The sequence below is a fragment of the Gordonia hongkongensis genome, assembly GCF_023078355.1.
Classification (GTDB): Bacteria; Actinomycetota; Actinomycetes; order Mycobacteriales; family Mycobacteriaceae; genus Gordonia; species Gordonia hongkongensis.
In genome coordinates this window covers 56468-80595 of sequence record NZ_CP095553.1, presented here as the reverse complement: position 1 = coordinate 80595, position 24128 = coordinate 56468, and the positions used below count along the sequence as shown (strand labels likewise).

The following is a 24128-nucleotide window of genomic DNA, read 5'->3' as shown; positions in this document are numbered from 1 at the left end:
TGGAGTTCTCGAAGAGATGAAGAATACCGTGAAACTCATGACGCGCGCAGGGTTGGCGGCAATCACCGCGGCCGCAGGAGTAGCGGTGGCCACCGGTGTCGCCGCACCGGCGCAGGCCTACCCCAGCGGTGACCCGTCGGCGACAGGGTGCGCCAACGGGGCCTCGACAATCTGGAAGAACACCTACCTCGGTGCCGGCACCGTCGAGGTCCGCTACAGCCCCGGCTGCGGCACCAACTGGGTGAGGGTCAGCGGGGCCACCAACCGGCAGAGCGTGGCCGGGATCTACTCGTCCTACTCCGGGTGGCAGTGGTCGCCGTCGTACTCCAAGAGCCCCAGCCAGTACTGGACGCCGATGGTCTACGCGCCCGGATCGACGTGCGTGACCTTCCGGGTGAAGATGCAGAACGGCAACGGCATCGGCATCACCGACACCGGCAACAAGCAACTCTGCTGACACCGGCCCGCGCCCCGGAATACCCGGGGTGCGGGCACCGTTGAGCTGGGTGACGGTGGCGGGCTCATTGCCCCGGGCCTCACCCCTTTTCGCCGCTGCGAGCGGCCGTTCGCCGAGAGGCGCACTGACCGGCACCGTCCATCATCAACACGCTGAGGCCGTTCATCCCGAGCACGGGGTGGGCGGCCTCAGTCGTCGAACGGGCACACCCCTGGGGAGGTGATGAACAGGTGGCTGGGATGGCGCCGATGCTGGCCTCGCCAGGTCCGGCCCCGACGGGTTCGGGATGGTCTTGGGGGGCCATATGGGACGGGCAACGCGGTGTCGCGCGCATTGCTGACGCCGAGGTGTTGCTGCTGAGCCGCAGCCTGAGTCCGATCACTTCGACCTACCCCGAGATCGTCGCGGCCCTGCGCACCGCGACCGGTGGGCGTGATGTCGTTGTCGACGGCGAGATCGTGGCCCTCGATGGCGGGAGGCCGTCGTTTGCGCGGCTGCAACGGCGCATGCACACCCCGCGGCCCCGACGTCCGTTGTTGGCCGAGGTGTCGGCGGCGTTGTATGTGTCCGATCTGCTTGAGGTCGACGGCCAGGACACCGCCCCGCTGACCTACCTCGAGCGGCGGCAGTTGCTGGGTGAGGTCGTCAACAGCGCTGGTGCGGTGCAGGTAACCCTTACTGGCCGGGCGCGGACCCGGCGGCGATGGTCGCGATGGCCGCCGAGTTCGGTCTGGAAGGTGTGGTCGCCAAGCGCAGCTCCTCGGTCTATCGGCGGGGCCTTCGCTCTCCGTCGTGGGTCAAGGTCCCGCTACGGGCCAGTGCGGAGGTCATCGTGTGCGGCTGGACGGGCAGCCCGACCACGGTGCGCTCGCTGCTCCTGGGCGCCCTGAGCCCGTCGGGCGAGCTGGTCTATCTCGGTGATGTCGGCACCGGCTTCACCCAGCGCCAGCGCCGTGAGGCCGCGGTGATGCTCACCGAGATCACGGCCGCCGACCATCCGTTCACTGCCGGCACCATCCCGGACAGGACCGGCAGTGCTCACCTGCGGTGGGTGACGCCGATGCTGGTGGGCACCATCGAGTACCGCGAGTTCCATCGCCGTGTGCGCCATCCGTCGTGGAAGGGCTTCCGCGCCGACAAGACCCCCGGCGAGGTGGTGTGGCCAGAGCTCGACGCCTTGTGATGTCGCACAACCGATTCGCGCCGCGACGTTCAGCGGGGGAAGGGTCGGCCGTGTTCGTCGAGATGAGGGGTCAGGGTCACCCAGATCATCGGATTGTCGGAGTCTGGTAGCAACGGTGTCGCCACCGCGGTGATGGTGACAAGGTCTGCTCCGCACCGTTCGCAGAGTTGGTGCTCGTCGGAGGCAACGATGGTCGCGCAGGTGTGGCAATACCGGGCTGGCACTTCATAGTCGGTCATCTCTGTACCTGCCTCGGTTTCTGGCGCGTAAACCGGCCACGAGTCGCGCCAGAGCCGTCATTGCTTTTACCGGTCGCTGGCCGGGTGGGCGATGGTGCGTAGCTGCTCGATCGCGGTTTCACGGACGGCTTTCTGGCTGGCTGAGGCGGGTGGGGAGATGTAGATCCCGGCCCAGATGCCGGTGAGGTGGGCGGTGTCGTCGAGGGCGACGCGGGCGCATCCTTGTCGGATCGGGCAGTGGCGGCAGGCGGCCATCTCGGCGTGCCCGGCACCCTGCCGGGCGGTGGACAGCCGATCGGGGAACCAGGCGTCGGGGTTGCGGGTGCAGGCCGGGATGGCGTCGGCGGGTAGGTGGCGGGCTGGGGACTCCACCAGCGCCCAGGTCGGTCCTTGGGTGGCCGCGCGCCGATGACGGCTGGGATACAGCGGCGCGGTGTGGATATCGCCGGGGATGACCGGTGTGCTCATGCCGGTGTGCTCATGCCCCGCCAGCGTGGTGGTGCGCAGTGGTGGCGGCCACCGCTGGTGGGTTGTCGAACAGGCCGGTGACTGCGGCGTGGGCGGCAGCAGTCTTGGCCGCCTTGATCGTCGATGCGGCCGCGGTAGCGCGGACGGGTCCGGCAGTGAGGGTGACGGTGAACATCCGCTGATGGGGTGGGCCCTCGGGGTGGGTGCCGACATGCAGCTCGCCGGCGCCGATCGAGGCGGCGAGGGTGGTCAGCCAGCCGACCGGGTTTCTCAGGGCGTTAGCGCGGCGGCGCTTACGCCGGGAGTCGTCGTCGCCGCCGAGCGCGGCATGCAGTGCGAACGCATCCCAGGTTCCCTCGCCCGGCACGGAGACTGTCGGGACAGCCGGCTCGGCATGGGTGGCGACCGCCGTCGGCGCCGGCACGGACTCGCCCTCGGGTTCCGGCTCCGGTGTGGGTGGTGGCGTGGTGGGGTCGGCGCTCGGGGTGTGGTGGCCGATGATGTCGAGCAGGTCCCACAGGGCGGCGTGTTCGGTGGCCTTCTTGACCGGGCCGGTGTGCCAACGGGTGGTCATGTCCTCGAGGTGGGCGCGGGTGGCGAAGGTGCGTTGGTGGGGTGGGCCGGTGATGTCGGTGTCGAGGGTGGGGGTGACGATCTGTCCGCCGTCGATCTGCTGGAGTGCCGAGATCGCCGACGGCGCCAGGTACGCGTGCTCGGCACGTAACTGTGCGGTGAGGTTGGCGCGCAGAGTCTTCCAGTCAGGGTGATCGGTGGTGTAGAGCACCGCGACGTGCCCCGCGTGTAACCGGCCGGCTGTGGCGCGTTCGGTGAGTTCGGTGGCCACCGATGCCGGTGGTGCGGCTTGGGTGCCCAGGCGTAGCACGCGCAAGAACTCGCGGTCGTTCATGTGCGACAGGTCGCCGGCGGCGATCGCTGCTTCGTTCGCTCGGCGGGTGCGGGCTTTCTGCGCTGCCTCGGAGTCGGCGTCACGTTCGGCGGTGAGCGCGGCCAGGGCGTCGGCGATGGTGGCCAACTGTTCTGCGGTGTAGGGCAACTGGGTGTCGTCGAGGTGGGCCAGGAGTTGGCGTTGGGTGACCAGGTCGGCGTAGCGGCGCAACGGCGAGGTCGCGTGCGTGTATGCCGGGACCTGCAATCCGATGTGCCCGCGGACGGTCGCGCCGTAGGTGGCTTTGGAGATCGCGGTGTTGAGCTGGCCTTGCAACGCCGCCAGTTCGGCGGTGGTGGTGACCGTGGACAGCGCGGCGGCCAGATCCGCGAGCCGGTCGACATCAGCGGGTGCGACGGGATTGCGGAGGTGATTGCGGAACAGGATCGGCAGCTCGGCATCGATGGCGTACTGCGCCACAACCGTATTCACGGCGATCATCAACTCCGCAACGATCACATACGCCGCGGCGTTGTGGCCCTCCGGTAAGGCCAGCAGCCGGCCGTCTTCACCTGAGACCAGCCCGCGGGTCAGGTCGTAGACCACGAACGCCCCCGCTGCGCGCCGCCGACCGGTCAACACCTGCGCCAGCTGCGCGGACGCCGACAACTGCCCGTGGTGGGCGTGCTCGGGGTTGTCGAGGATCGTGGTGACCTGATCGTGAGTGATCGCCACACACGACCCGGCCAACAGGACTTCACGGCCGAGGTCGGCCAGAGTCACGTCGCCGTCGGCGGACACCCGCAGGCGGATGGCCAGAGCGTCCCGATCCTGGGTGGCCGACAGCGTTGCGGCGTGCTCGAGCTGCGCTCCGAGCATCGGCACCGTGCCCGTGGCGCGGTAGCGAGTTTCCACCCGGGTCGCGGCGGTGCGGTCTACCGGCGACCCGGCCGGTACCAGATCGGCCACGTTGGCCACCAACACCGTCACATCCCATCCCGTGGCGGTGGGGGTGACAGTGAACGCGTCATCACGATCCCGGGTGGTCGACGCGTCGATCATCAACGCGCACTGCGTGGCAGTGGTGGTCATCTGGTCACTCGTGTGGCTATCGGCCCGGACTGCGGCCTTGGTGGATGGCGTGGGTGTTGTAGGTGTGGAAGTGCTCGGCGATCTGCTGGGAGACGGCGGGGTCGGCAGCGTCGGAGGGCGGGAGCTTGGTCACCATGTCGATCACCAGATGGTGTTGGCGGTTCACGGCGTCGGGGTCGGTCTCTGCGGCCATGGCCGCGGTTGCCTGCGGCAGCCAGTGGGACGGGTGTTGCACACCCGCTCCCCCACGGCGCGCACGGGTTGTGACACACCACTGCGCCAGCAGCTCGCGGGAAGTCTCGTCTTCGGACGCCGCATGCACCGCAGCACTGCGCTCTCGCGACACACTCATGTCCGCTGTGGCGTCGAGAAATCCTCGTGCGGTGAGGATGTCGGCGAGTTCGGCATTGGCGACCTCGTCGCCGCGGGAATGCCACCACAGCGTCATCATGTAGACGCCCACTGGCTTCGACAGCACGTCAACCACTACACAGACCTCCAGTTGCTTCGTTGATCAGACTGCTTCGGACACGGCTGCATTGCATCGCTGCGCGAGGTCGTCGACGGCCGCCGCTGCGGTGGGGGTGGCGTCTTCGGCGGGGAATTGGTGCACGGTGCCGGCCAGATCGGTCAGGGCGTGGCCAACGGCGATGGCGAAGACACCTTGCCCGCCGTGGAGCAGGTCGATGATCTCAGCATCGGAGGTGGCCTCGTAGACGGTGGTGCCGTCGCTAATCAGGGTCGTTTGCGCGAGGTCGGTGGTACCGCGGTCGGCGAGGAACTCGACCGCGGTGCGGATGTTGCGCAACGAGATCCCGGCGTCGAGGAGTCGTTTGACAATCTTGAGCGCGAGGATGTCGCGGAAGCTGTAGAGACGCTGCGACCCGGACCCGGCGGCGGCCTGCACGCTCGGTGTGACCAGCCCGGTGCGGGCCCAGTAGTCGAGCTGGCGGTAGGTGACGCCGACGATCTCCAGCACCGCCGGCACCCGGTAACCCGAGTTCGGGGTGTCGACAGTGGCCACGGTGAACAGCTCGGGGGCCAGCTCGTCAAACGAGCCCTGGCCTACGTCGTGTGCCATCGACTGGTGTCCCTTCGGTGGTGGCGATCATGGATCTCGGGTTCATAACAGCGTATCGGGCCTCAGGCGGCCGCGGCTGAATCACAGGCACTGTTGCGCGATCGCGCGCTGCTGGGCGGCCTGAGGACCGCTCAGGGCGCGGGAGCGGGCGACTGCGTGCCGGCCGCGGTGGGTGCGGAACTGTTCGGCGAGGTCGGGGTTGGTGGTGGCCAGGAGTGCGTAGAACCGGTCAACCTCGACGCCACGGGTGTAGCTGGCGGTAGGCGGGCCGACCGAACCGGCGGCATGGAAGGCGGCTTTGACCGCCGAGGACTCCCCTATCGCCAGGGCCTGGCCACGTGCGTGTTCGACCCTGTCGACCAGTTCTACGAGACAGTCGAGGGTCAGTAGCAGATCTGGGCTCGTCGGTCTGGTTGCGTCCGTCATGTCAGTTCCAGTCGATGCGGAAGTCGCGGACGCCGTCGAAGTGAAATCCGGTGTCGTCGTCGAAGTCGTCGAAGGCGGCGAAGTTGACCGAGGCATGTTCCTCGAGGATGGCCGCGACGCGGGCGTGGTCGTCACGAGCCAACGCGTCGCCGAGGGCAGCGATCTGCTGGCGGCTCATCTGGGTGTGGTCGAGGCCCCGGGGGCCGCCAAAGTCGAAGGATTTGGCCATCCGGTAGTCGTAGTTGCCGCCGTCGGTGCGGGCGTGGACGTCGGCGGTGAAGTGGATGGTCGGTCGCATTCGGGAGACGTCGACGCCGCTGTCGACGAGGCGCTGCGCCACCTGTGCGTCGACGAGGCGACCCTGAGCGTCGGGGCGCAAGCTCTTGGTGCGCCCGGCCCGCCAGTCGTAGACGGCACTCGGTGAGCGGCCGAGTTGTCGTGCGGCTCCGTCAACACCGCCCATGCGGGTGATCTCGGCGCGGCGAGCGACGAGGTCGGCGGTGCGGTCATCGGGGATGCGCCCCTGTTGTTTCCAGCGGCGGAAGGTGCGCCGCGAGGGTGGGCGGCGGCCGGCGTCCTGGGCGGCTTTACAGGCGGCGTCGTAGCCGATAGTGCCGAGGTGGTCGGTAGGGGTGCGCTCCCCCACCAGACCCGCATCGGCGCTCGCGAGATCAGCCGCGGTGCCGGCTGCGACGGAGACCTGCCGGCCGGCGGCCGCGGTGGTGGTGGCGGTGGGTTCGTCGCGGCGTTCGCGACGGCGCGGCCGGAACTGGGCCATCAGCTCACCACCTCCGCGGTGGTGGCCGTGTCATTCTCGGGTGTGAGATCGGTTGTGGCGGAGTCGTCGTCGTCTGGTTGGCCGGAGGCAGTGTAGGCGGTGTTGATCGCCTTGCGAACCTCCGTGGGTGTAGTTGCTGAGAGCAGAGCGAGGATGACGTCGTCGTCGAGCGGGCGCCGCTTCTCGATCACGAACTTGCCAAGGTAGGTCAGTTCGTCGGCGAGATCGGCACCCGCGGGTGCGAGGTAGGTCCAAGCGTCAGTGAGGCCTTTGATGGGCCAAATGTTGTGTTCGCGTGCGAGTTTCATAGCTTTGGCGCGGGAGCGGTGGCGGGCGTGAGCCTTGATGGCCGCAGCCCAGATCGGCTGGTAGTGGTGGCGCATGTGGGAATCCCAGTTGCGGTCACCGGCGATGCGACCGAGGTAGCCCTTGTAGATGTCGGTGACCATCGACTTGAGGATTGGGTCATCGGCCTCCACAGCGGCTTTGCGGGCGGCAGCAAGCAGTTCCTTCCACCGCTTGAGCACCTGCCCCTGGTCGGTGGTGGTCCAGGCCTCGGAGATCGCCAGATCCGCGATGTCGAGGCCCGCTCCCCCATCCGGCATGGGCGCAGTCAGGCTGATGATCGTCTCGGTAGTCACCCACGTCGTCACGGGCCGGTCGGTGCGCATCCGCGGATGCGGCAGGGGCAGCTTGTCCGGCAGAGCGAGGGTGTCGGCGGCCGGCAGCGTGATCTGCCAGACACCGAACGGCAGAGGGCTACTGGTGTGGGCGAGTTCCTCGGCGCCGGTGCTGTGGTGGACGAGTTCGCCGTATCCCAGGTTGATCATGCCGGCACTGGCCAGATACGAGGCGCGTTGGTCGATCGTCACCAGCTCATCGGCGGCGTCGAGTTCCTCGGTGTCGATCCAGTCACGCGACCACACGATCACCGGTTCAAGCTCGTCGGCGTCGGTTATATCGATGGGCGGCAACGGAACTGGCGCATCGACGATGATGCCACGACCGGTCTTGCGGCGGTCCCGGAAGACCCGGTCGAGGATCACCGCCCCGGTACGTGCCGGGGTGATCCCAGGCAGGACACCGAGATTGTCGACATGCCAGCACAACCGTCGGGCCAACTCACGGGCGGTGTCCATCTCATCCTCGAAATCGATGAGCGTGCCTGCGGTTTCCGAGCCAAGGATGCCCATCCGGTCATGGTTAATGCGTGCAGTCCACGCCCAGCCCTCGAGGATCACATCGACCATCAGCTTGCGGTTCCCGGCCGTGTGAGACAGGTGCAGGCGATAACCGATCTCCTCCCCCGGCTGGTACAGATGCCATCCGTCCTCACCCTGCGGCGTCAGGAAGGGGCCGAGTAGCTCTCGGGTGGCGTCATCCAGGCGCGCGATCACGTCGGTCTTCATCCGGCCTTCGCGCAGCTCCTCATCGGAGTAATCCGCCTCGTCACCCGGATCGACATCGTCCGGGCCCCAGCCGAGCTGTGCGCACGCGGCGTCGATCACCCACACCTGCGCCGGCAACCCCGCCGGGGACAACGGCTGCCGGCGCTGACGCCACTCCAACACCTGCAGGAGCTTGTCGACCGAATCCACCGGCTTGTCCACCAACACGATCCCCGACGGGGACAGCACCTTCGTGGAGGTGACGATCATCGCGTGATTGTCAGCGCTGGTGGCTCGTCCGGTCACGGCGCTCGACCCACCTTTCACTGCTTGGCGTTATTGCTGTCATTGACGTTTCAGAACTGGCTACTTAGGTCTCCAGGGGTCGACCTGCGGCTAGCGGCCCGTCAGGGCCTCCGAAGGCGTCGCCGTGGTTGTGCGCGGCTTCTCGTCGCCGTGTTTCGGCGGCCACAGCTTTGTCAACGAAGTCTGACCACGATCGGTCCCCTTCCAGGTGCTGTGTGGCGCGGAATGCGCGGCGGGCTCGTGTGAGGTTGGGTTTACGGAAGTAGATCGTCGACCGCGTTGTGAGTTCTTCCTGCGGTTCGGACCGCTCCGCAGGGGCAGTAGGTGCAGCCTGAGTGGTTGCCGGCGCTCGGTTCTGCGGACCAGTTGCCGTCACCCGGGGTTGTTGCTCGCGGTTCTTCTTCCGTAGGCGGCGAAGGTCCCCTCCAGCAGGTTCGGCCGCCTTGGTAGGACGGCTGGGTAGGCCTGAGATGATGCGATCCGGAGTCTCCTCGGTCATGCTGTTTCGGCCTCGCTTTCTGCGGCAGTCACACGTTGCACCAGTTCCTGGGCGACAGCCATTAGGTCGTCGGCAACAGATGACGATGACTGGGGGGCCAGAGACTGGGGTTTGGCTTCGCCGCGGCGAATCTCATACCACTTCGGCCCTGTGCGTACCACGTTGTCCAGCTCGTGAACCAGCAGTCCACGGGCCCGGGTTGCCTCTGCGGTGGCTTCGGAGTGCCGCACCGCCGCTTCGAAGACGACAGCGTCGTCGTCGAAGGCCTCAGAAATCGCTGTCCGGGCGCGCTTCTTGACTGTGGTGGCCGACGTGCTGACGCCGGCCAGCACGACGCCCAGTAGGTCGAGATCGGGATTGATGTCGAGGACCGACTCGAGTCGTTTCGCGACTGCGTACAGGCCTTTCAGGCTTGAGGCGTCGGTCTTTGTGGGCACCAACGCCCAGCTAGCGGCGGCGACAGCCGCTGTTTGAAGGGTTTCATCGCCGGGCGGGCAGTCGATGAGCACAAGGTCGTATTCACTGGTCAGTGGGCTGAGAATGGAGGCTAGCGCGAGCTTCGCCCCCACCGCATCACGGCTCGCCCTGGCGACCAGCGCGGCGGTCGCTTCCTCCAACTTCGTGCCTCCGGGAAGGACGTCGAGGTTAGGGCGAACGTCTTTGACGACCTCTATGTCGCCTCCGACGATGAGGCCTCGCGCTAGGGCCGCCCCCTCGTCATCGGTAGATGTTTCCGTGTAGCCAAGGTCTTCGGCCAGGTTTCCCTGTGGGTCGAGGTCCCCAGGAGCACGTGATACCCGCTGTGAGCCAAGAGGCCGCCGATGTTAGCTGTGAGGGTGGTCTTGAGGACTCCCCCTTTGCCGTTGATCACGGCTACCACTCTGTCTCGATGAATTGCCTCAGACGCTGCCATGGTGTGCGTGCCTCTCCGTGCCTGTCGTTCGGATCATGTGGTCATAGACGTTAATAGCAGCATTGACTGTTTAACTGCCGAAACCGCTAAAGCTGTCATAGGAGCCGTTCCCGCTATTAGCGGTATGAGCACTATTATCACCAACCACACCTACGCTGTCAATACCCTTAATGCCATCATTACAGTCATAGGTGACACCCGCCTGCCCGCCATTATGCGCCGACCGCCTGCATCTTCCTCGACAGCCAGCGCTGCCACCGCAAGGCGGGTTAGGCAGTAATACTGCTATTGATGTCGTTAGTCGCCGCGTCAAGAGGGGGGAACGCGAGGCCGTCTCCTGGTGACCCCATTGGTTGCCGACAGTCAATCCCCTATGTCCTGCGTCGCTAGGGCTGCTAATACCGTTATTACCCTCATTGACTGCGTTAGCAGCGTTGCTGCCAAACGCACCGCCAGCCGAAGCTGACCGACTGTCCATGTTCTGATGCAGGAGCCCCCAGTGGCCACGATCGACGATTGCCCGGACAGACGCCGGGCGGCGTGAGCCAGCGGCCCTAGCCCGGTCGCCTGATCTGCGGGAACTGTCATGGTCTAACCGTGCTCATGAGGCAACTGACGACAACGATGCCTCTTTCGCCAGTGCCTTGATGTGGTCGGGCCGGAAGCCGGACCAGTGCTTGTCGCCGGCGATGACGACGGGGGCTTGGAGGTAGCCGAGGGCCATGATGTGGTCGCGGGCTGCGGGGTCTTGGGTGATGTCGACGATTTCGTAGTCCAGGCCTTGTTTGTCGAGGGCTTTGTAGGTGGCGTTGCACTGGACGCATGCGGGTTTGGTGTAGACGGTGATGGTCATCGGTGCGCTCTCTCTTCTAGGGGTGGGCGGGTTGGACGCCGGCGGCGGCGAAGGGGTCTGTGGTGTGGGTGACGTGGGTGCGGGCGGGGCCGGTGGGGGAGCAGCGGATCGGGGTGTAGAGGTGTGCGTCGCCGCGGAGGTGGAGGTCTGCGGTGGGTGCGAGTTCGGGTGCTGCGATGAGGACGCGGGTGTGGTCATTGGCGCTGATGACCGGTTCGGGGTCCCAGGCGATGATGCTGGTCTGATCGGTGCCGGCTGCTCGAGCGCGGTCGCAGAGTTGCAGTTGGCTGTGGTGGTGTCCGGTGAGGGTGGCGGCGTCGAATCCTGTTGCGGTGGCCCGGCCGTAGGTGTGGACGGTGGTGGTGCCGTGGGCTTCGACGTGGGCGGTGTCGGTGGCGTGGACGGCGCCGCTGATGACCAGGACGGCTGCGCAGCCGGTGATACGGACCTGGATGCCCTCGGGGATGTCGCCAAGGTTGATCAGCCCCTCTTGGGGTGGGTCGAGCACGGTGCGGCGTATTTCGATCCGGCGCCGCCCGGCCTGTAGGAATCGGGCGAATATTGTTGCGTCAGTGGCACATACCCATGGCGCCGGTGCCGCGGTGCGGGAAACGCCGGTACGTCGACGGCGTTGCTGCGGTGGCTGATGGTCTCGGTGTGGGGTGGTCGGTGGCATGCGCGGGGTGTCCTTTCGCGACGGTGGTGGTGTTCTGCGTTGTGGGGTGAGCGCGTCGGCGATTCGGCTGGTGAGCGCGGTGCGTGCTGCACGCACGAGTTGCCGGGCCCCTGTGGCTGGCCGCTCGGCCGCCGTTGGTGCGTCGGGGGGCGTCGTAGGGGGTGCGAGATCGGGGTAGGTGGTGGTGATGTCGTCGCAGACGCGACGCAGCTCATGCAGCGCTGACAGCGCCCGACGTCGTTGTTCCTGGTCAGGGGCGTGCCAGGCGCGACGCTCGGCGGCTGTGACCGCGGCTGCGGCAGCTGCGCGCTCGGTGACGCCGAGGGCGGTGGCGGCGTCATCGAGGGTCAGGGAGGTGCGGGTCCAGGCGGTGCCCCGGCCGCGGCCCACCCGGGTAATCAGGCCCGCCTCCGTTAGGCGGTGGAGCACCGCGAGGGCTCCGAAGGTTCGGTCGCCGGGAGCCAGGCCGCTGTGGGCGGCCAGGGTGGCGGTCACAGTGGGGGTGGGGGAGTTGAGCGCTTGGTAGAGCTGGCGGCAGCGTTGCCCGAGGATGGACCAGACGGGGTGGAGGGGGAGTGTGCTGGTTAGGGGTGTCCTGTCATGTGGCACACCCCCTGGGTAAAGGTCTGTGGTCTCTGTTCCGGGGTGGCGCAGGGTGTAGTGGTGAGCGTCGGTGGCGTCGTTGTCATACCCGGATCTCTGAACACGATCGAGAACTCCTTTGGTGGTGAGTTCGCGGAGGTAGCGCGCTGCTGTGGGGGCTGTGATGCCGCCGTGGAGCCACTGGGAGAGGTCGCGGCATGAGATGGGTCGGGAGTGCAGTCCGCGGCCGTCGGTGAAGCGGTGGTGGACGATTGCGCAGAGAGCGGCTTCCAGGTGGGGGTGATTGATCCAGCGGCGGGCGCGGGTGAGCCACTGGTCGCACAGATCCTGGTCGGCCGGGTCGACAGGGCCGCGGAAGTTGGACCACCGGTCGAGCTGGGCCTGGAAGAACGTGTGTCCGCGGTCGGCGCGGCTGCGGTACTTGGCGAACACGGGCAGGTCGAAGAACTCTTGGGCGGATTGCCAGTCGCGGATGTTGGCATCCCACAGTGCGCCGAACGCGGCCACTGCCGCCTCCGAGCGTTCACCAACCTCCGGTCGCGCCTCCAGCGCAGCCCGCTGGGTGGGCGTGAACTCTTTGTGCGGCCGCCACTGCCCGGGTGCGGCGGCCACCGCGTTGACGCTGGGTTGGGTAGGCGAGAGCGGGGGCGTGTAGGTCACCGTCACGCTAGCCAAGGCCGCGGCCGTCTGTGTGAGCGCCTCGGCAGGGGACAGAACCGGGGTGTGGCCGGATTCCACGCCTGCGTGGGCGTGGAGTGCGTCGTCGTCGAGGGAGAGTGGGACGCACCGCCCGCCAGCGGCTTTCAATGACGCTGAGCCAGGGAGGCGTACACCGCGACCGCCAGCGATCACATCGACTGCCCGTGTATCCAGCCCAGCCCACGACCGCACCGCGACGATCGCCTCAGTGAATGCCGTCCATCCGTGGCTGGTGGGAAACGCCCACGCCGCATGGCAGGAGTCGGCGGACCCAGACGCGGCTCGATAGACCAAGACCCCGCCGGCGATATCGGCGGCCTCGCGCAACGGCGGCAGGATCTGTTCGGCGCAGCCGTCGAGGTCGACCACCACCAGATCCGGTCGCAACGGAGCGACCAGCGCCGCGGTCTCGGCGCGGTCATCGAGGACGGCGTACATGTCCTCCAGCGACCCGGCAGCGACCGGCACCGGTTCGTTGTCGACCGCCGAGCGGTCGAGCACCCGCACCACAGCACCGTCGACGGTCAGCAGTCGGCTCTGCGCCGCCCACGCAGACGGCATCAACCGTTGTGGCTCAGCATGTTCCGGACTGCGTGACGGTGCCGATCCATCAGTGCTGGCGACAGCCGGCACGGGCAGAGTGGCGGTCATCGCCGGGCACCTGTGTCTGCGGCCGCGAGTGTTCCCACCACGAGGTGGCCATCCACCCGATGGCGATACAGATCGGCGACACCGGTCTCCACCAGCTCGAGCACGGCGTCGATCACAGTCACCGGCGGTGCGTCGACCGCCGCGATCAGCTGGGCCAGGCTCAGCGTGTGGCAACGCACCAGCATCGACACAGCCGCCTGACGCGCACGCGTGAGCGCCGCAGGTGTGGTGTGTGCGCCCCCGTCCAGTCGAGCTGAACGGTTACTCCCGAACGTCGCCGCGAACGCTGATACGGCTATGTGCGGGGTATCGAAGACAACGCTGGTAGGGGCGTTCGCCCCGACGGTCACCGCAACGGTGGTCGGAGCGTTCCCACACAGACCTCACCCAACGCTCCAACGAGCGTTGTGACCAGCGGTGATGTCTGCGCGGGAGATGTGAAAGAGGCGACACGGCAACGGTGGTTGCCCGTGCCGAGGGTGTGCTTTACCATCAGAAGTGCCTGAGGCGGCAATTCCTTCCTTTTAGGGAGGCTCCCGGGGTCTAGCGCTAACTAGATTCCGAACCAGTTCTCGGGGTGAAGCGAAGCGGCTAACTTCGCTCCCCACTCGAAAATCCGTGTACTCCCCTTCGGGGGGACCGGTGTCTCCATCGCTGTGTAGTTATTTCGTTCGCTGATGTCCTACGGCGGCTCCCATTCCGCCCCGCTACGGGCAAAACGACTGCTAAGCAAGACATTCGCGTGCTGTCGGCTACATGACAGAGGCCTCCTCGCTAGGTGTAGACATGGGTCCAAGCGTGATCGTTTCACGTTCGTGACCTTCGACGATGGAGGCGCGCCACGGGTTGCCAACCTCGGCACGGGCGATGGGCGAGTCATGCGGCGGCTCCTGGGGTTGGCTTGCCAGATGGTGCGCTCTCGCGTCTGGGCGGGCGTCGCCGCAGATACGCCAGGAGTGCGTGGACAGGGATACGTTCGCCGTCGTCGCCGTAGGCGTCAGCTGCCCAGATCAGTCCGCGGGGCGCGACACCGCTGTCTGCGAGGTCTTGACGGCATGGCTGTAGGGCCGGGCAACGCAGGCATGCCACCAGGGACTGATGGGCTGATGCGGGGGAGTGGATGAGAACGTCGAGGTCCCACTGCTCGGGTTGTCGGGCGCATGGTGTCGGCTGTTTGCTGATCATCAGCTCGCCTTCGCCCCGGCCACGATGACGGAATCACGGGCGCGGGTGTTGATACCGCCCCATACGCCGTATCGCTCACCAGCATCCGCGGCCCACTGCGCGCAGGCGGTCTTGACTGGACATGCCTGGCACACCAGGGTGGCAGCGGCAGTCGACTGTCCTTTGTTGGGGAAGAAGATATCGGGATCGGTCTGCGCGCAGATAGCATCGCCAATCCAGTCACGCGGCGAGGGATCGGTATCGAGAATCTCCGCTGCGAGGTCTGCCCAGCCGCCGACGCGGCGGTGATCGGCGTTCACGCCACTACCGCCTCATCAGAGTTGGCGACGAAGCGTGCAGCCGCCACTGTCGCCGCGCCTTCGGCCCACGCCAGGGGTGCGGTCAACGTGGTGCCGTCTCCGACAATTACGGTGCCCGTCTCGGGTCGGACGGCAACGTAGCTGCCGGGAAAGAAGAAGTAGAGATATCCGGGGTCTCCCCAAGCGGGTGTTGCCGGTGCCGGCAGAACCACCACATCAGCCTGCTCGGCCTCGGTGAGTTGACTGGCGCTGCGGAACCCTGCCCACCAAGCCGCAGCGAGCAATGCCACTCCCGTGGCGAACGCGCTGTCAGCGGACAGCTCCTGGCCCCGAGGAGTGTGCACAGTCCCAGCTACCGCCAGAACCATGTGCGGGAACTCTGCCACGGTGAGTGGAGTAGGCCAGTCAAGCGTCCCTGGCTGTGGTGCTGGCGCTGCAACCGAGAGCACGGCTAACGATGCAGTAGCGCTGTCGAATCTGTGTTGGGTCATGTGAGTGGCCCCCAAGGCGTGTGATGGATCGATCTGGTGGTGTCGCTTCGAGTGCGACGTGAAAAAGTTTTCTGCGTGGCGTCTAAATTGCCTGACTGGGCGGACGTGCCTGGAGTTTCGTGCCCTTATCACCCACTTGTGTCGCCCTAGTGTCCAGTAGTCAGCAACTCTGGTCCATGCGGGCATCACACTAAGGCACTTTTTCTCAGTGCACAACCGTTACACGCACGGCGCAGCGTGGGTCATATACACTACAAAACTATGGAAAGTGTGGATCTTACGTGGCTTATGAGGCTTCATCCTCGTTTTCATGACACGCTTCCGCCTGTGGGGGCCACACAGTGGTTAGGTCAATCCGATACGGTTCCACTTATGGCGGATGGGCCACAGGTGCCACAGGAATTGCAGAGACTGGCGAGTGCGGTGAGTGAACGCCGACGCACGTTGGGCTTGACGCGTCTACAGGTGCACGAAAACGGCGGGCCGGCCGATACCACCTTGGCGCGTATCGAGGCCCCTACGCCTGATACCGCGCCGCCCCGCCCCACGACCCTTCAGAAGATCGACAAAGGTCTGCGGTGGCCGGAAGGAACAGCGGCGAGCACCCTCCATGCTGGTACCTCGGCGGCGCGGCGCGAAGAGGTGTCCCGGCCGAGCCTGGAGAACAGCCTGTCGTTCGCGACCGTAGCGATGCCAGTCGACCTTATTCACGACGTGGTACGCGCAGCTGATCGTCTGCTCTCTGAACAGCCCGAATCCGAATTCAGCTCCGGCCTCCGCCACGCTGTTCAGCGACTGACCGCGGTCTACGTCACCGAGGTGCTCGAACGCGTGGGCGGCCCAGGCTCAGAGATACCGCCAGCGATCGGAGTGACCTTCCGGCCTCACCTGACCGCCCCGCTAGCCGAAGACCACGGCACGCGAATCGAGCAGCTGTATCGACGCTGGCTGGCAGGGCTCGTTTTGCCAAGCGATGCGCACCACCTCGTGCCGAGTTTCGAGGCCCGATTGGCTGCAAAACGCAAAGATATAATGCTCCGCACGACGAACTAACGACATTCCTCGAGGAGTGATCCCCTGTGAACGCACCGATGAGCTTTGCCGACCGGCTGCACCTCTTGATCCAGCTAGCGGTGGCGAACAAGACCTTGGCAGATGATTCCGCCAAGGTCTTGGCCAATCGGCTAGGCGAGCACCTTGGCGAGGCTATGGCCCCCAGAACCGTCCAGTCGTGGCTCGACGGACGACAAACCCCGAGCGAGGTGCATCGACAAGCTCTCGCCGAAGTCCTGGGGTGGGGCGAACCCGACTCGGTGGACATCATGATCTCTGACGACGTCGAGAAGTACGGACCAATTGCACTCCAGGCAAGGACCGTGTGGAGTCTTGCGGCGAATGAGACAGGACTCGTCGCGCTGAGAGCTTCTAGCAAGCCACTATCTCCGGAGGCGATGGACAGTCTTGGTGACCTCGCTTCGTGACGATCCCAATTACCGCGCCGCGTACGACGTTGTCGAATCGCTGCCATTCTTCCGTCCCTGGACCATCGAGTCGCTGGTAGCGAAGGTCTCTCTGAGCCGAGGGAGGCCGATCGCTCTGCGCCGCCTGCCTGATGATCTGGCCAAGCACTGTTCGGCCGCCTGGTTCCCGAAGCCTCACGCCGACTATGTCTATATCCGCGACCAGCTGACCGACGTCCAGCGCGAGATCTCAATTTCGCACGAGCTGGGGCACATCCTGCTGGCTCATACCCTGACCGACGACGAGCGTGCCGACTATCTCAAAGAGATCTTTCCGCGCGTCCCCAGGGAAGTCCTCAAATTGCACGTCGCATCAATGCAGTGCTCACCGCTGGCCAGATGCAACTACGAGCACCCGTTCGAGCAACAGGCTGAATGGTTTGCCCGGCTGCTCATCTCCAAAGCGGATCAATACCGGGACGTGCTTGTCCCTGACCACGCCACGCCCACCCAACGCAGGATGCTTGTTCAGGCCTCCCGGGTCTTCGGCTGGCAGTAGACGATGGCACTCGTCGTCACGATCGCGTTGTGCGGTTCTCTGCTGCTGCTGGTCCTCTACCGCATGTGCAATGTCCCGCCGAACGCTTCGCCAAGCTGGTGGGCATTCACCCAGGTGGCTGCGCTCATCGCCCTTGCGAAGCTTGCTCGCACACCCGAAATCGCCGACAGCTTCGGCGAAACGGTGCTCTATGCCCTCACTGGGCAGCACAATCTCATGACCCTGGTGGGTATGACGTTGGGAGCCTTGGTGTCTGTGCCGGCCGTGGTGTTCATGCTCAGCCTCACCGGCTACCAGCCGTCCTGGCGACGCGGGTTGCTGGCGGAGTTGGCAATTATCGTCGCGATGGTGGCCACGTTCTTGTGGTCACCGATTCCACGAAGCGGGCCGACTTCCTACATCACCGACGGCATTCCCCAACCGTGGTCCATGTCGACCTGGGCGTACTGGAGCATCTTCCTCGGTGTCATCGCCACAGCAGCGGTCGTCAACCTGGTTCTGGCCCTCAATGCCTTGACCATCGTTCCGCTGACAGGCCCGTTCGGCCTCACACTGCTCGGTTGGGCCGCCACCGCAGCTTCGGCAGCCCTCTACATCGGCAACAAGATGCTCAATCTCATCGTCGAGAACGCCTCCGATGGCAACACCCGCAACTGGTACCTCGATCACGCACCATCGATATCACTCGCCTTGGTACTTCTCATCGTCGTGTCGGCTGGAGCGACCTTGCTGGTTTATCCGGTGAACCAACTTCCACGCCGGTATCGCCGGTATCGCACACTGCGTCGCTCGGCTGCGCAGTGGGAGCGCGCGCGACACTCAAATCCACAATTCGCCCTTCCAGGAGTCGCGATCCCGAGTAGCAACCGACTTCACCTCTGGAGAGCAGCCAAAGACCCTCTGACGGCTTACAACTTGCAGGTGGAACTGAGCGACATCGCTGACGCCACGCGGGTGTGAGTAGACCTCACCGGTCGGCTCGGATGAGCCAGGTGACCTCAGCGCCAGCGCGCTCCGGCTCTCCGTAATCGATGCTGCGGCCCAAACTCTCAGCTACTCGCGCGATGGTCGTAGCGTCGGTTGTCCATCCGTAGTCGCCAAGCCAGCTCGCTGGGTCTTCGACGACGGATTGAAAGCCATACCCCGATTGTGTTGCTGTTGAGTTCATCTCGCGGGTCTGTGCATCTGATCTCGATCCTGGCCCGAAGTGGGCCACCAAGAGTGTGCTGCCCGACGCGCTCAATCCGCTGACGGTAGAGAGGACCGAGGAAGTCTCGGCATCGCTGAGGTAGAACAGAATGCCCTCAGCTACCCAGATCGTCGGTTCCGCTCGATCGAAGCCGGCCTTGACAAGTTGGTCAGACCAGCCGGGTTCAGTGATTGAAGCGGTGACCTGCCGCCAGGTCGCGGCAAGCTCGATCGATGGTTCCTCGGCGAAGACCGTCGATTTGAACATGGAAATCTGTGGGAGATCGATCTCGAAGACTGTGGTGCCCGCGGGGAATGAAAGTCGAGTCACACGACTGTCGAGACCAGCAGCCAAGATGACCACCTGACGAGGCTGGACGGCGCTGTACAACACGCTCCCGATCTGTTCATCGAGCCACCAAGTACGCACGACGTTCGACTCAAAGAGCCGTTGACCAGTCATTTCAGAGAGGCTTACTGCGCCCATCTCAAGACCTGACGCGGCCACCAGGTGCGCCGCGGCGAGATCAGTTACGAGTGGATTCTCGGACTCGAGCTCCAGGGCGCGCATCTTGGCGGTCAGCACTGCCGTTGCGCTGATGCCCTCTGTCCAGTCACCAGCGGCCGACCCCGCAGCGTTCACCATCCTCGGGACCGCCAGTCCTCGAGGTGAGGTCGCTCGTCACCAAGAGTGGTGTCGTCACCATGGCCGGGGTAGACAATCGCGTTGTCGGGATATCGATCGAATACCTGCGTGGTGACGTCGGCAAAGAGACTCGCGAAAGCCGCAGCGTCGGCGGTCTTACCGAGGCCCCCAGGGAACAACGAATCGCCGGTGAAGAGGTGACTCTGCCCCGACGCGTCGGTGAAAGCCAAGATGATGGAGCCGGGCGTATGACCGCGCGCCTCGATCACTGTTACAGGGGGCAACTCGCCAATTCGTATGGTGTCACCTGAGGCAACTGTGCGATCGGGAGTGACCGGCAGCTCGGAGGCCGCAGCTCTCGACGCAGCCGTCGCACAGGAGAGCGCTTTGACGACGTCCGGCAACGCCCACCAGTGGTCGATGTGCTCATGAGTGGTTGCTACAAGCTCCAGTCCGGCGGGACACTCCTGGCGTACCAGCTCGACGATTCGCTCGGCGTCATTGGCGGCATCAATCAGCAACGCCTTTCCCGTAGCTGCGCATTGCAGCAGGTACACGTTGTTGTCTGCGCCGCCCACCGACATTTTGATGATCCGGCCGCCAGCTATCTGACGCACTAACGGGTTCTGATCAGGAGTGACGTGGCCCCCGGCTGTGTACTCGGAGACAGGGATCGACGAAGAAGTCATGCCTCTATGGTGCAACAACAGGATCGTTCCACGGCGACGACGTCGCCGTTCCCCGAACCAGCGCGCCTCACTCGACGTCGCCGAACCGTAGCTTGCGTCCGCGCTTCCACGCCGCGGTGATCTGGTTCTCCGTGACGCCATACGCTTCGGCGAGCGCTGAGCGGATGTGTTCGGGAATGGGGGAGATGTAGGTTTCAGCGTTGTACAACGGGGTGGTGCCGATTCCGGCGTTGTTGGCGGCATCCTCGCCCCGCAGGCCCCGCCATTGCCGCAGCTGGCGCAGCGTGGGCTGGTTACGTGGGGTGTTCGTCAGGTCAGCGGGATGAATGCTGAGAGCCTCAGCTAGACGCAGCGCATTGACCTCGGAGGGCACGCTGCGGCCGACCTCCCAACTACGGGCGGTGCCGAGCGTCACTTGGCACCGCACAGCGATATCAGCGCGGGTCAATCCCGACCGTTCGCGGAGCAGCTTCAGTCGTGCCGGCTCAAAGTCTTCCAAACCGCCAGTGGACATATGCGAACGATATAAGACACGTCCCGATGCGCAGTGCATCACCGTCCGTTCCGAAACTGTGCAATGAGCTTGTTGAAGGAGTGAGCAGCGCCACCGACGTCAGATGCGGCAGCGAGTGTGAGGTTGGCTTACGTCAACGCATCTCAACGAAAAGGTCGAGCTGTTGTCCGGCGTATCCGTCGGTGTGGCAACTGCATTCGCACGTGTAGTGGTCAGCGGGAACAACGATGCGAGCCGAGGTGGTCTCGGTGTAGCGCGACCACCCTGGCCGGAAGGTGGCGACGTATCCGCGGGGGCCGTGCTGGCGGCGCGCGGCGGCGTGACGCACGCTGACGTAGCTCGGCCGAGCGTGGCCATGCCAGCAGCCCACGTGACCGGCGTCAGCGCAGTGCGGTGAGAGTGCCGGCGGTTGGGTGCAGGGCAGGGTAGTGAACCATTCGCCGCGGGCGTCCTCGAGTTCGGTCTGAGCGTGCAGGTCGATGGCTTCCAGCGCGATCGAGGTGAGGGCGGTCAGGTTGCGGCTGCGGGTGGCCCAGGCATGTTGTGCGCGCTCACGCAGCTCGGCGGGCAGTGCGTCGGCCCACCGGCGCAGGCGCGTCAGGGTGATCGACACTTCGCGGTGTGGTGGTTCGAACCGAAGGCGTGAGGGTTGTCCGGCGTGGAGGCCGGTGGTGAATCGGTCGGTCACCTCGTAGTGCGCCCAGGTGCCGGTGAACCGTTGACCGGTCACCTCGTAGTTGCGGCCGAACCCTCCCCCGCTTCTGCGCGACTCGCGTAGACGACGGCACTCCTCGCCCGGGTTGGCGATGACCGGGGCGATGACGTGGACCCACTCGCGCAGCAGGTCTCGCTCATCGGCTGACAGCCTGGCAGTCACCGAGCACTCCTGACGGCTGCCGGTCGGGAGGCGGTGGCCGCCGCCTGCGGATCGTCGTCACTGATCGCCGCCGGATTGATCGCGGTGTCGGCGTCGAAGCCAGACACGCTGCGGTCATAGGCTTTCCCGGCCGGGCAGGTGGCCATGTGCAGACGTCGACCGGTGTCGGGCAGGACACGGTCGACGAAGCATCGGTGGTCGCAGTAGCGGCAGTAGGCACCGGGCATGGTCAAGTCACTCCTCGTGGTGGGTGCCGGGGCCTGTGGTCGGTTCCCAGGAGCCGGCGTCTTGGTAGTCGCTGTCGTCGAGGTCCCACCATTGGCCGGTGCGGGGGTCGAAGACGGTGTCGTGGAGGCAGTCCGGGCAGCGGTGCACGACCAGCCGGGCGTGAATGTGGCGGTCGCGCAGACGGCCCCGGCCGATGGGGATGACGTTGGGGCCGTAGGCGATGGTGCGGGTGCCGTAGCAGGTGAACGGCCTGGTCGCCGAACCACAATTGCCGCATCCCTGTGTGCGTGGTGGCGGACAGAGGGTCACCGCGGGCATCGGTTGCCAGGGTGACCAGTCGACCGGGTCACCGTCCCAGCGTGGCGGTAAGTCGTGGGCGCGCAGGTTCAGGCTCAACTGGGTCACCGTCGATCACCGCCCCCGCACCGTGCGGCTGTGGCGGCTCAGCTCAAGGTAGTAGGCGCAGTCCTCGCAGAACCCGGCGTCGGGGTCGAGGCAACAGCGTTCACAGTGTCGGTCCTCGCGGTGGCAGTCACAGTCACAATCGACGCCCAGTTGGGTAGGCGCAGTGGCGGTCAGGGTCATGCTCATGGTGTCCTCCCTAGGAGTCACCGGTCGGAGTGGTCACTGCACGGCCTCCTGCGGGTCGAGGACGACGAGTGTGGGCGCGACGGCGCCGGTCAGCAGCAGGCGCGCGCCGTACAGGTGCCCACGGATCGCGGGGTGGGCGGTGGCGCGGATCTGCTGGTTGATCGAGGCGGCGATGAGGTCGCGGACCTCGACGTCGGGTAGCCCGTCGACGCCGCCGTAGTTGCGGGGATCGCAGTAGTTGAGGTGGCGGGCGACCGCGGCGTGCACGGTGCGCTGTTCGGCGTCGACGTCGCGATTGGATGCCAGGACGCGCCGCTGGTGTTGGGCGATGAGCATGCGCAGCTCGGCCCGTGCGGTCGGCACGTACTCGAAATCGTCTTCGCTGGGGTGCGCGTCGACATCGAGCTCGCTGGAATCGACCTCTCGCGCGGCGGTGGCCGCCAGGTGGCGGATCGCCGCGGCGAAAAGCCCGCAGGGCGCGGGGATCTGATTGACAGCGGCGATCTCGTCGCAGGCCAGGGAGAACTCGATCGACTCGAACACCCGCGGGTTCAAATGCCCGATGACGGTGAAGGTGGTGCGCACAGCTGGGTGCTCGGCGAGCTGGGCCACCGTCCAGGTGGCCGGGTCGCCGGCGGGGTGTGCGGGGTGAATGCTCATCAGCTCGTCCTCGAGGTGGGGGTTATCCGGCGGTGCGGTAGCCGGTGTAGATCTCGGCGATGATGCGGTCCAGGGCGGCGCAGTCGTGTGGAGAGAGCGCGGCGAGGATGCCCGAGTCGGTGTGCGCGGTGAGAACCGCGGTACCGATCACCGCCCGCGGTGTGCCGACTCCGGCCGTGGCGATCTGGGAGGCCACATCGTTGTAACCGATTCCACCGACAGTCACCCTGGATAGGGGTTCGAACAGTGTCCACAGGTCCAGGTGATCCGCGAGGTGGGTGAGGGGCAGCGGATTGAGCGGCCCGCCAACGACTTCCCGCAACGCCTGCTCGGGATCAGAAGATGGCAACTCGACGTACTCGGCGTCACCGCGATCAGTGAGAACTAAGGCCTTCATCGTCATTCCCCTCTGTTGACCCGCAGCCGAACAATACCTCCTTTAGGGGTCAATGTGTAGCCTAAAGGAGGTATTGTTTCTAGACGTGTACCGCTACCTGTCGCTGTCGGAATTTGCCGATCGCGCAGGGCTGTCCGTGGCGACCATGAAGAGTTACTTGCGCAAAGGACTCCTGCCCGACCCTGACGCGCTGGTCGGACGAAACCGGGGCTGGAAGGCTGAGACGGTCGACTACTGGATCCACAACAGGCTCGGCCGCGGCGCCCGCACTGATCTTCGCCCACGCTGAACGAGGTTCTGAGAAATCTGATCATGGGTACGGTGCTTTCTCCGGCCGAACCTGTTGTGTCCGTTGATGTGTACTACGAGACGAACAGCGTGTACTGGACGGGCTTCTGCGGGACCGCGGGGGTGGCGAAACCGATGCCGTGCAGCCCTGCTCCGGTGCGCAGGACCTGCGTGACGGGTTTGCCGCCGCGGGGGCCGGCGCTGACCGGTGCGCTCCAGTGGTAGCGGGCGGGAATGGTCCAGTTGGCGAAGACACGGGTGGTGCAGACCGGGTTGCGGGCCCAGCCTGGGCCGTCGCCGGTGAATCGTCCGGGGCGGTAGGTGACGAACAGCTTCCCGGGCTGGCGGGGATCGGTCTTGGCGCTGACGTGGATCGTGCCGCGGCAGTTCGCGTGGTTGCCGAAGGTCCAGATCTCATCACCGTAGGCCGACAGCCGCGGCGCTTCGGTCGGGCGGGCGGTCGCGGCACCCGCCCCGATGGCCAGTGCAGTGGCCAGCACGCTCAGTAACAGCACGGCCGTCAGCAATGTTTGGGTACGGAATGTTGAAGTGTGGCCGGTGATCATTGTCGGAGCGGTCCTTTCAATCGAGTCAAAGTGATCAGAAATCGCGGTTCTCGCGAGCTGGCGCAGGATCGCGGACCGCGGCGGCGAGATGGTCGGTGACGTAGTCGAGGCCGCCGGTCCACTCCATCCACCACTGACCGTCGAGGTAGACCGTTGCCCGGTACTGCATGCCCAGGCGCCGGTCCTGGTAGGTCGTGAGGTTGTGGGTGAACACGTCAGGCCTCCTGTGGGTGCACGCGGAGAGGACGGTGAACGGGGATAGATGCCGGGACAGGCCACCATGAGTGGCCCG

General features: G+C 65.7%; 34 protein-coding genes and 1 pseudogene. 9 read left to right on the top strand and 26 right to left on the bottom strand.

Annotated features, from left to right (window positions below; genetic code table 11):
• Window positions 1-37 precede the first annotated feature (37 nt).
• The 3 genes and pseudogenes from MVF96_RS24290 to MVF96_RS24285 all read left to right on the top strand — a co-directional run bounded on the left by MVF96_RS24290 (window position 38) and on the right by MVF96_RS24285 (window position 1640).
• Window positions 38-457: a DUF2690 domain-containing protein gene (locus MVF96_RS24290; RefSeq protein ID WP_247452255.1), complete on the top strand. Its 420-nt coding sequence runs from the start codon at window positions 38-40 to the stop codon at window positions 455-457.
• A gap of 239 nt (window positions 458-696) precedes the next feature.
• Window positions 697-1116, top strand: a pseudogene (locus MVF96_RS24755) (ATP-dependent DNA ligase); the annotation flags it as partial.
• A gap of 53 nt (window positions 1117-1169) precedes the next feature.
• Complete coding sequence (locus MVF96_RS24285; RefSeq protein WP_247452254.1) at window positions 1170-1640, top strand: ATP dependent DNA ligase; 471 nt, start codon at window positions 1170-1172, stop codon at window positions 1638-1640.
• A 29-nt stretch (window positions 1641-1669) separates the two neighbouring features.
• On the opposite strand, the gene MVF96_RS24280 is transcribed toward MVF96_RS24285, so the two are convergent.
• From MVF96_RS24280 to MVF96_RS24215, 16 genes are all read right to left on the bottom strand, one after another.
• On the bottom strand, window positions 1670-1879 hold the full coding sequence (locus MVF96_RS24280; protein ID WP_247452253.1) for a hypothetical protein: 210 nt from the start codon (window positions 1877-1879) through the stop codon (window positions 1670-1672).
• A gap of 66 nt (window positions 1880-1945) precedes the next feature.
• Window positions 1946-2347 carry a WhiB family transcriptional regulator gene (locus MVF96_RS24275; RefSeq protein WP_247452252.1) on the bottom strand — a complete coding sequence of 134 codons (402 nt, stop codon included), beginning with the start codon at window positions 2345-2347 and terminating at the stop codon, window positions 1946-1948.
• Between the two features lie 10 nt (window positions 2348-2357).
• A complete protein-coding gene (locus MVF96_RS24270; protein WP_247452251.1) occupies window positions 2358-4325 on the bottom strand; it encodes a ribonuclease catalytic domain-containing protein in 1968 nt (655 codons plus the stop codon).
• Window positions 4326-4341: 16 nt separating this feature from the next.
• Window positions 4342-4803 carry a hypothetical protein gene (locus MVF96_RS24265; protein ID WP_247452250.1) on the bottom strand — a complete coding sequence of 154 codons (462 nt, stop codon included), beginning with the start codon at window positions 4801-4803 and terminating at the stop codon, window positions 4342-4344.
• A 36-nt stretch (window positions 4804-4839) separates the two neighbouring features.
• Window positions 4840-5406, bottom strand: a complete 567-nt coding sequence (locus tag MVF96_RS24260) for a MerR family transcriptional regulator (protein ID WP_247452249.1) — start codon at window positions 5404-5406, stop codon at window positions 4840-4842.
• A gap of 81 nt (window positions 5407-5487) precedes the next feature.
• Window positions 5488-5832 (bottom strand): hypothetical protein, encoded by a 345-nt coding sequence (locus MVF96_RS24255; RefSeq protein ID WP_247452248.1) that lies wholly within the window; start codon window positions 5830-5832, stop codon window positions 5488-5490.
• A gap of 1 nt (window position 5833) precedes the next feature.
• Complete coding sequence (locus tag MVF96_RS24250; protein ID WP_247452247.1) at window positions 5834-6610, bottom strand: hypothetical protein; 777 nt, start codon at window positions 6608-6610, stop codon at window positions 5834-5836.
• Complete coding sequence (locus MVF96_RS24245) at window positions 6610-8268, bottom strand: hypothetical protein (protein WP_247452246.1); 1659 nt, start codon at window positions 8266-8268, stop codon at window positions 6610-6612. Before MVF96_RS24245 ends, MVF96_RS24250 begins: the two co-directional genes overlap by 1 nt.
• A 100-nt stretch (window positions 8269-8368) precedes the next feature.
• Window positions 8369-8803: a ParB family protein gene (locus tag MVF96_RS24750; protein WP_396266578.1), complete on the bottom strand. Its 435-nt coding sequence runs from the start codon at window positions 8801-8803 to the stop codon at window positions 8369-8371.
• Window positions 8800-9561, bottom strand: a complete 762-nt coding sequence (locus tag MVF96_RS24240; RefSeq protein ID WP_272499370.1) for a ParA family protein — start codon at window positions 9559-9561, stop codon at window positions 8800-8802. Before MVF96_RS24240 ends, MVF96_RS24750 begins: the two co-directional genes overlap by 4 nt.
• Complete coding sequence (locus tag MVF96_RS24515) at window positions 9504-9716, bottom strand: ParA family protein (RefSeq protein WP_272499356.1); 213 nt, start codon at window positions 9714-9716, stop codon at window positions 9504-9506. The genes MVF96_RS24240 and MVF96_RS24515 overlap by 58 nt, the downstream gene beginning before the upstream one ends.
• A 601-nt stretch (window positions 9717-10317) precedes the next feature.
• On the bottom strand, window positions 10318-10569 hold the full coding sequence (locus MVF96_RS24235) for a redoxin NrdH (protein WP_247452245.1): 252 nt from the start codon (window positions 10567-10569) through the stop codon (window positions 10318-10320).
• 16 nt (window positions 10570-10585) lie between these two features.
• The gene (locus MVF96_RS24230) at window positions 10586-13198 is read right to left on the bottom strand and encodes a hypothetical protein (RefSeq protein WP_247452244.1); all 2613 of its coding nucleotides are present in this window, start codon (window positions 13196-13198) and stop codon (window positions 10586-10588) included.
• Window positions 13195-13383, bottom strand: coding sequence for a hypothetical protein (locus tag MVF96_RS24225; protein WP_247452243.1), 189 nt, complete (start codon window positions 13381-13383; stop codon window positions 13195-13197). The genes MVF96_RS24230 and MVF96_RS24225 overlap by 4 nt, the downstream gene beginning before the upstream one ends.
• Before the next feature lie 999 nt (window positions 13384-14382).
• Window positions 14383-14682 (bottom strand): WhiB family transcriptional regulator, encoded by a 300-nt coding sequence (locus tag MVF96_RS24220; protein ID WP_075863452.1) that lies wholly within the window; start codon window positions 14680-14682, stop codon window positions 14383-14385.
• Window positions 14679-15068: a hypothetical protein gene (locus MVF96_RS24215; protein ID WP_247452242.1), complete on the bottom strand. Its 390-nt coding sequence runs from the start codon at window positions 15066-15068 to the stop codon at window positions 14679-14681. The genes MVF96_RS24220 and MVF96_RS24215 overlap by 4 nt, the downstream gene beginning before the upstream one ends.
• Window positions 15069-15596: 528 nt before the next feature.
• Between MVF96_RS24215 and MVF96_RS24210 the strand changes: the two genes are divergently transcribed.
• Genes MVF96_RS24210 through MVF96_RS24195 form a run of 4 tightly spaced genes read left to right on the top strand, consistent with a single transcriptional unit; the run spans window position 15597 to window position 18152 of the window.
• Complete coding sequence (locus MVF96_RS24210) at window positions 15597-16226, top strand: hypothetical protein (protein WP_247452241.1); 630 nt, start codon at window positions 15597-15599, stop codon at window positions 16224-16226.
• 26 nt (window positions 16227-16252) lie between these two features.
• Window positions 16253-16654: a hypothetical protein gene (locus MVF96_RS24205; protein WP_247452240.1), complete on the top strand. Its 402-nt coding sequence runs from the start codon at window positions 16253-16255 to the stop codon at window positions 16652-16654.
• A complete protein-coding gene (locus MVF96_RS24200) occupies window positions 16638-17192 on the top strand; it encodes an ImmA/IrrE family metallo-endopeptidase (protein WP_075863456.1) in 555 nt (184 codons plus the stop codon). The genes MVF96_RS24205 and MVF96_RS24200 overlap by 17 nt, the downstream gene beginning before the upstream one ends.
• Window positions 17193-17195: 3 nt before the next feature.
• Entirely contained in the window at window positions 17196-18152 is a 957-nt protein-coding gene (locus tag MVF96_RS24195; RefSeq protein WP_247452239.1) for a hypothetical protein, read from the top strand.
• Window positions 18153-18159: 7 nt separating this feature from the next.
• Here MVF96_RS24195 and MVF96_RS24190 read toward each other — a convergent pair whose 3' ends face one another.
• The 8 genes from MVF96_RS24190 to MVF96_RS24155 all read right to left on the bottom strand — a co-directional run bounded on the left by MVF96_RS24190 (window position 18160) and on the right by MVF96_RS24155 (window position 22811).
• Window positions 18160-19026 (bottom strand): SAM-dependent methyltransferase, encoded by an 867-nt coding sequence (locus MVF96_RS24190; RefSeq protein ID WP_075863458.1) that lies wholly within the window; start codon window positions 19024-19026, stop codon window positions 18160-18162.
• On the bottom strand, window positions 19020-19715 hold the full coding sequence (locus MVF96_RS24185) for an MBL fold metallo-hydrolase (RefSeq protein ID WP_247452238.1): 696 nt from the start codon (window positions 19713-19715) through the stop codon (window positions 19020-19022). Before MVF96_RS24185 ends, MVF96_RS24190 begins: the two co-directional genes overlap by 7 nt.
• Before the next feature lie 67 nt (window positions 19716-19782).
• Window positions 19783-20229 (bottom strand): helix-turn-helix domain-containing protein, encoded by a 447-nt coding sequence (locus MVF96_RS24180; RefSeq protein ID WP_075863460.1) that lies wholly within the window; start codon window positions 20227-20229, stop codon window positions 19783-19785.
• A gap of 133 nt (window positions 20230-20362) precedes the next feature.
• Window positions 20363-21106 carry a hypothetical protein gene (locus MVF96_RS24175; RefSeq protein WP_075863461.1) on the bottom strand — a complete coding sequence of 248 codons (744 nt, stop codon included), beginning with the start codon at window positions 21104-21106 and terminating at the stop codon, window positions 20363-20365.
• On the bottom strand, window positions 21103-21339 hold the full coding sequence (locus tag MVF96_RS24170) for a hypothetical protein (protein ID WP_075863462.1): 237 nt from the start codon (window positions 21337-21339) through the stop codon (window positions 21103-21105). Before MVF96_RS24170 ends, MVF96_RS24175 begins: the two co-directional genes overlap by 4 nt.
• Window position 21340: 1 nt before the next feature.
• Complete coding sequence (locus MVF96_RS24165) at window positions 21341-21739, bottom strand: hypothetical protein (protein ID WP_075863463.1); 399 nt, start codon at window positions 21737-21739, stop codon at window positions 21341-21343.
• Window positions 21740-21958: 219 nt separating this feature from the next.
• Window positions 21959-22585, bottom strand: a complete 627-nt coding sequence (locus MVF96_RS24160) for a hypothetical protein (RefSeq protein ID WP_247452237.1) — start codon at window positions 22583-22585, stop codon at window positions 21959-21961.
• 22 nt (window positions 22586-22607) lie between these two features.
• Window positions 22608-22811 (bottom strand): hypothetical protein, encoded by a 204-nt coding sequence (locus MVF96_RS24155; RefSeq protein ID WP_075864031.1) that lies wholly within the window; start codon window positions 22809-22811, stop codon window positions 22608-22610.
• 36 nt (window positions 22812-22847) lie between these two features.
• On the opposite strand from MVF96_RS24155, the gene MVF96_RS24510 reads away from it, so the two are divergent.
• Window positions 22848-22973: a hypothetical protein gene (locus MVF96_RS24510; protein ID WP_272499346.1), complete on the top strand. Its 126-nt coding sequence runs from the start codon at window positions 22848-22850 to the stop codon at window positions 22971-22973.
• A 94-nt stretch (window positions 22974-23067) separates the two neighbouring features.
• Window positions 23068-23271, top strand: coding sequence for a helix-turn-helix transcriptional regulator (locus MVF96_RS24150; protein WP_247452236.1), 204 nt, complete (start codon window positions 23068-23070; stop codon window positions 23269-23271).
• 73 nt (window positions 23272-23344) lie between these two features.
• On the opposite strand, the gene MVF96_RS24145 is transcribed toward MVF96_RS24150, so the two are convergent.
• Window positions 23345-23836: a hypothetical protein gene (locus MVF96_RS24145; RefSeq protein WP_247452235.1), complete on the bottom strand. Its 492-nt coding sequence runs from the start codon at window positions 23834-23836 to the stop codon at window positions 23345-23347.
• 34 nt (window positions 23837-23870) lie between these two features.
• Window positions 23871-24050 (bottom strand): hypothetical protein, encoded by a 180-nt coding sequence (locus MVF96_RS24140; RefSeq protein ID WP_247452234.1) that lies wholly within the window; start codon window positions 24048-24050, stop codon window positions 23871-23873.
• Between the last annotated feature and the right edge of the window lie 78 nt (window positions 24051-24128).

Bases quoted from the DNA above. Each gene is read 5' to 3' on its own strand.
- MVF96_RS24290 (WP_247452255.1), top strand. From the start codon at position 38: ATGACGCGCGCAGGGTTGGCGGCAATCACCGCGGCCGCAGGAGTAGCG.
- MVF96_RS24285 (WP_247452254.1), top strand. From the start codon at position 1,170: ATGGCCGCCGAGTTCGGTCTGGAAGGTGTGGTCGCCAAGCGCAGCTCC.
- MVF96_RS24280 (WP_247452253.1), bottom strand. From the start codon at position 1,879: ATGACCGACTATGAAGTGCCAGCCCGGTATTGCCACACCTGCGCGACC.
- MVF96_RS24275 (WP_247452252.1), bottom strand. From the start codon at position 2,347: ATGAGCACACCGGTCATCCCCGGCGATATCCACACCGCGCCGCTGTAT.
- MVF96_RS24270 (WP_247452251.1), bottom strand. From the start codon at position 4,325: ATGACCACCACTGCCACGCAGTGCGCGTTGATGATCGACGCGTCGACC.
- MVF96_RS24260 (WP_247452249.1), bottom strand. From the start codon at position 5,406: ATGGCACACGACGTAGGCCAGGGCTCGTTTGACGAGCTGGCCCCCGAG.
- MVF96_RS24255 (WP_247452248.1), bottom strand. From the start codon at position 5,832: ATGACGGACGCAACCAGACCGACGAGCCCAGATCTGCTACTGACCCTC.
- MVF96_RS24250 (WP_247452247.1), bottom strand. From the start codon at position 6,610: ATGGCCCAGTTCCGGCCGCGCCGTCGCGAACGCCGCGACGAACCCACC.
- MVF96_RS24245 (WP_247452246.1), bottom strand. From the start codon at position 8,268: ATGATCGTCACCTCCACGAAGGTGCTGTCCCCGTCGGGGATCGTGTTG.
- MVF96_RS24750 (WP_396266578.1), bottom strand. From the start codon at position 8,803: ATGACCGAGGAGACTCCGGATCGCATCATCTCAGGCCTACCCAGCCGT.
- MVF96_RS24515 (WP_272499356.1), bottom strand. From the start codon at position 9,716: ATGGCAGCGTCTGAGGCAATTCATCGAGACAGAGTGGTAGCCGTGATC.
- MVF96_RS24235 (WP_247452245.1), bottom strand. From the start codon at position 10,569: ATGACCATCACCGTCTACACCAAACCCGCATGCGTCCAGTGCAACGCC.
- MVF96_RS24230 (WP_247452244.1), bottom strand. From the start codon at position 13,198: ATGACCGCCACTCTGCCCGTGCCGGCTGTCGCCAGCACTGATGGATCG.
- MVF96_RS24225 (WP_247452243.1), bottom strand. From the start codon at position 13,383: ATGCTGGTGCGTTGCCACACGCTGAGCCTGGCCCAGCTGATCGCGGCG.
- MVF96_RS24195 (WP_247452239.1), top strand. From the start codon at position 17,196: ATGGCACTCGTCGTCACGATCGCGTTGTGCGGTTCTCTGCTGCTGCTG.
- MVF96_RS24190 (WP_075863458.1), bottom strand. From the start codon at position 19,026: ATGGTGAACGCTGCGGGGTCGGCCGCTGGTGACTGGACAGAGGGCATC.
- MVF96_RS24185 (WP_247452238.1), bottom strand. From the start codon at position 19,715: ATGACTTCTTCGTCGATCCCTGTCTCCGAGTACACAGCCGGGGGCCAC.
- MVF96_RS24180 (WP_075863460.1), bottom strand. From the start codon at position 20,229: ATGTCCACTGGCGGTTTGGAAGACTTTGAGCCGGCACGACTGAAGCTG.
- MVF96_RS24160 (WP_247452237.1), bottom strand. From the start codon at position 22,585: ATGAGCATTCACCCCGCACACCCCGCCGGCGACCCGGCCACCTGGACG.
- MVF96_RS24145 (WP_247452235.1), bottom strand. From the start codon at position 23,836: ATGATCACCGGCCACACTTCAACATTCCGTACCCAAACATTGCTGACG.